The organism is Calditrichota bacterium, from assembly GCA_016867835.1.
In the GTDB taxonomy this organism is placed as follows: domain Bacteria; phylum Electryoneota; class AABM5-125-24; order Hatepunaeales; family Hatepunaeaceae; genus VGIQ01.
Genome location: VGIQ01000171.1, coordinates 1 through 3,362 on the forward strand (window position 1 = coordinate 1; position 3,362 = coordinate 3,362).

At 57.4% G+C, this 3,362-nt stretch carries 4 protein-coding genes; 1 reads left to right on the forward strand and 3 read right to left on the reverse strand.

The window, feature by feature from the left end; all coding sequences use genetic code 11:
• Positions 1-201: 201 nt before the first annotated feature.
• A complete protein-coding gene (locus tag FJY67_11635; GenBank protein ID MBM3330100.1) occupies positions 202-678 on the forward strand; it encodes a hypothetical protein in 477 nt (158 codons plus the stop codon).
• A 114-nt stretch (positions 679-792) separates the two neighbouring features.
• Here the strand turns inward: FJY67_11635 and FJY67_11640 are convergent, their stop codons facing one another.
• The 3 genes from FJY67_11640 to FJY67_11650 all read right to left on the reverse strand — a co-directional run bounded on the left by FJY67_11640 (position 793) and on the right by FJY67_11650 (position 3,048).
• Positions 793-1,587: a hypothetical protein gene (locus FJY67_11640; protein MBM3330101.1), complete on the reverse strand. Its 795-nt coding sequence runs from the start codon at positions 1,585-1,587 to the stop codon at positions 793-795.
• Positions 1,588-1,651: 64 nt separating this feature from the next.
• On the reverse strand, positions 1,652-2,482 hold the full coding sequence (locus tag FJY67_11645) for an NAD-dependent deacylase (GenBank protein MBM3330102.1): 831 nt from the start codon (positions 2,480-2,482) through the stop codon (positions 1,652-1,654).
• Positions 2,482-3,048, reverse strand: coding sequence for an HNH endonuclease (locus tag FJY67_11650; GenBank protein ID MBM3330103.1), 567 nt, complete (start codon positions 3,046-3,048; stop codon positions 2,482-2,484). The genes FJY67_11645 and FJY67_11650 overlap by 1 nt, the downstream gene beginning before the upstream one ends.
• Between the last annotated feature and the right edge of the window lie 314 nt (positions 3,049-3,362).

A 3,362-nucleotide genomic window follows, 5' to 3' on the forward strand; every position in this document is an offset into this window, starting at 1 on the left:
TCGGCTGCGAAGAGCACGACCACCACGGCGGCACCATCCTCTATTTCAACAAGGCGGCGCGCCGGCGCCTGGAGCGGGAGCGACTCGATCGCGCCCTCGAGCGCTACCTCGACGCCTACGCCGTGGGTGGCGAACTCGGGCGAGGTCATCACGGTCGGCCACCGCGACCGGCGCATTCCCCGGCACTGAGGAATCGGCGCGATGGCACCCGACGTCGAGAATCCCGGCGCAATCCAGGGCGAGGTGATGTTCTACCCTTTGCCAGTGCGGCCCTTCCAGGGCAGCCTTTGCTCCTGCGCTTTCTCCGTTCTGGACAAGCAGGCATTCGGGGAAGATCCAGGCATCGCCTCTCTGCGCGATGAACTCGACCTCATGCAGGACAGGTCGCAAGACGAAAGCGGGCAACTCTACTGCTTCGTCCGTGACATGGAGCCCGGAGCCCCCCTGGTGGTGTCAAGGGCGTTCGGGCTGGTGTTGATGGACGACCAGGCTGAGCTTGCCCGGATCGACGACAACCGTGGATGGGTCGCTGCCCTTCAGCGACATCTTGATCCCGATCATGTGCTGGTGGTGCAGGAATACCTGAATCCTGACGCGCCGGGCAAGGAACTGTTCTGGGTGATTCTGCCCGAAGCGGCTGTTTGCGGGATTGGGCCCGCCGAATCGGAGCAAGCCTGACAACGGCATACCCGATGTCAGGTCCACTCTGAAACCTGCCGGACGACGTACGGAAGGACCTCGGCCGGAGCGGAAGTCGAATCGGTCACGCGGTAACTGAAACTCGCCCGGTAATCAGCCACCGATGTTTTGAAGCGCTTCTTGCAACGAGGACGTCCTTCTCCAGAGTCCAAGGTAACCGTCGTCGCTCTTCCAGAAGTGCAGCAGTTCGCCATAGTCGAGCCAAAAGGGTTCACGATAGCCATCGCTGTCGCGACCGATCCCTCCTACCAGCAGATATCCCGGCTGACCTCCAGCACTGCCACAGACTGTCCGTGCAAAAATCCCTCGGGAGTCAAAGAAATTAGTCCAGTTGTACCCAAATCCTTCACCCGGTTGAATGATGGCAACCATAGCTGGCGCGATCCCGTGGGAGTAAAAAAGCGCCTGGTAGCTCGCCACGGCCTCGCCACCGATATAAAGCAAGCTTAGTCGTACCGGGCCATGCTCGGCGCCAAAATGCGGAAGTCGATCAAGGATGGCCCACAAGGCAAAGGGCGGCTTGATATGGTCGATATATCGGACCGGATCACCATCCCTCTGCTTGTCAGGCTGTATGACTTCCCAGGCACACGGACCCACCAGTTCGGAGCGCGCAACTTCCCGACATCCGGCAATTCGATAGCCGCGGAAGGCCCCTTCGCGATGCAACTCGTCGAAGACGCGATCCCGTGAATACCCGTAATCGACATAGACGAAGCTGTGCGTGAAGCCGCCGCAATACTGGATTGGCCGGCCGTCGAAACCGCAGGACGGGTAATAGACACAGCCTGAGAGCGCGTCTGGTGCAGGGAAGGGAGACGCAAGGTCAATCTCGGCCAGCCATCCTGGGGTCGCCGACTGATGCAGGAAACGATCCAGTAGTCTCATCGATCGCTCCGCGTTCCGCTGGTCGTCAGGTTTGAGAGCGGCGCCGTGTCACCAGCGCCGACTTTTACGTCGCTGGCCACAACGAACCAAACAACGTCGGCAAGACTGCGGCCGCGCTACCTGCAAAGCTGGCATGACAATGCTCGGCAAGCGCGGTTGGCGCAGGATTGACCTCGATCACCCGCGTACCCTTCTGCAAGGCACGCCAGGGCAGACTAGCCGCTGGCTCGACTTCAAGCGATGCGCCGACGGCGATCAGCAGATCGCATTGCTCGACCGCGTCCCAAGCCGCGTCAAGCGTCTCCGGCGCAAGCGGTTCGCCGAACCACACCACATCGGGTCGCAAAAGAGCGCCGCAACCAGGACAGTGCGGCACCGTCCCGGCAAGAAGTTGAATAGCGAGCAAGTCGTCGCGGTTCGCGTAGGGATCATGTTCCTCCCATGCCGCATAGCCATCGCACACCGGGCAGATAATCGGCGGTTGCTCGGCGGCAAAAGCCACTTCCTCGTCCACAAATGACTTCAGTCGCAGCAGATTTCCGTGCAGTTCGATCACCTGCGAGCTGCCGGCGCGCTGATGCAGGTTGTCGATGTTCTGGGTGATTACCGTTACACGTATGCCGCGCTGCTCCAATTCTGCTATCGCTCGATGTCCGGCGTTTGGCGTCGCCGCATGCACCGCTTCGGCCAGATGCACATGCCAGTCCCACACCCGCTGCGGATGAGCACGAAAGGCCCATGGGGTAGCGATTTCCATCGGATCGGTATGCGACCACAGACCGGTCATGCGGTCGCGAAATGTCGGAATGCCACTTTCAGCAGACATGCCGGCACCGGTGAATACGACGCAACTTAAGCTGCAAGAAATTTCATCAAGTCGTTTGGGGCTAGCCATCATTCAACATCACCGGGACTTACTCTGCGTCCGCGAATAACTTGCGCGCATTCATCAGCATCACGCATAAGTTGAAATATTTCCTCTCGGATTTCAATAAGTTTCGCAAACGCTTTCGTGCTGGCTGGATCCAAGTTATCTACATTAAAAGGTTTGGCGTTCTTTAGATGTGCATTCAAGCGTCTATCCAATCTCAATTTCTCAGATGCAGACAGCGGCAAACTTTGTATGAACTCAGGAAAAGGCTTCCCTGCCTTTGACGAGTTGCAGTCTTTGCAACAAGGAACAAGATTGCCAATTTGGTGGCCATATCCGCGCGTATTTAAATCACCGTTTTCAACTAACCCTACGAGGTGGTCCCACGTTTGCGCCTCTTGATTGCAGTACACGCATAACAGCCGATCCAAATCTGCTTGTCCAAGAAGTTGAAGTGCTGCCTTCACCGCGTCCTGGTTGTAGGTATCGCTTGGGGCAATTGCAGACGCGAAAGCGTGAGCTATGGTCGTTTTGCGCTTCGAGTATATCGAGTGCTCCTTAAGATACTTCCGAATGCTGGATGAATTCATCGATTCTCCAATGGGGCAGTGCAGGCCTACAAGACCATAGAATCAGGAACAAGGTAGGAAGTCCACGTCCAAACGATATCTCAGGGGCACCCCAGAACATCGTGGGTTGCTTCGCTTTGTACATCTCCGCTGCAACGACCTTCATCTCGTTCAGTTTCATTGTGTCTTCCTTTCCTTAGTGTTTAACGTAACGCTGGTGATCAGGGCCTACGGTAACCACGAAACGACCTGCGTTCCCAGGCTGCTCGTTGTTCAGCCTGTCGCGCTCGTCTTTCGCTTCTTTCTTGTTGCCGAAGAAGGTCCCGGTCGTCTTG

Bases quoted from the DNA above. Each gene is read 5' to 3' on its own strand.
- FJY67_11645 (MBM3330102.1), bottom strand. From the start codon at position 2,482: ATGGCTAGCCCCAAACGACTTGATGAAATTTCTTGCAGCTTAAGTTGC.
- FJY67_11635 (MBM3330100.1), top strand. From the start codon at position 202: ATGGCACCCGACGTCGAGAATCCCGGCGCAATCCAGGGCGAGGTGATG.
- FJY67_11640 (MBM3330101.1), bottom strand. From the start codon at position 1,587: ATGAGACTACTGGATCGTTTCCTGCATCAGTCGGCGACCCCAGGATGG.
- FJY67_11650 (MBM3330103.1), bottom strand. From the start codon at position 3,048: ATGAATTCATCCAGCATTCGGAAGTATCTTAAGGAGCACTCGATATAC.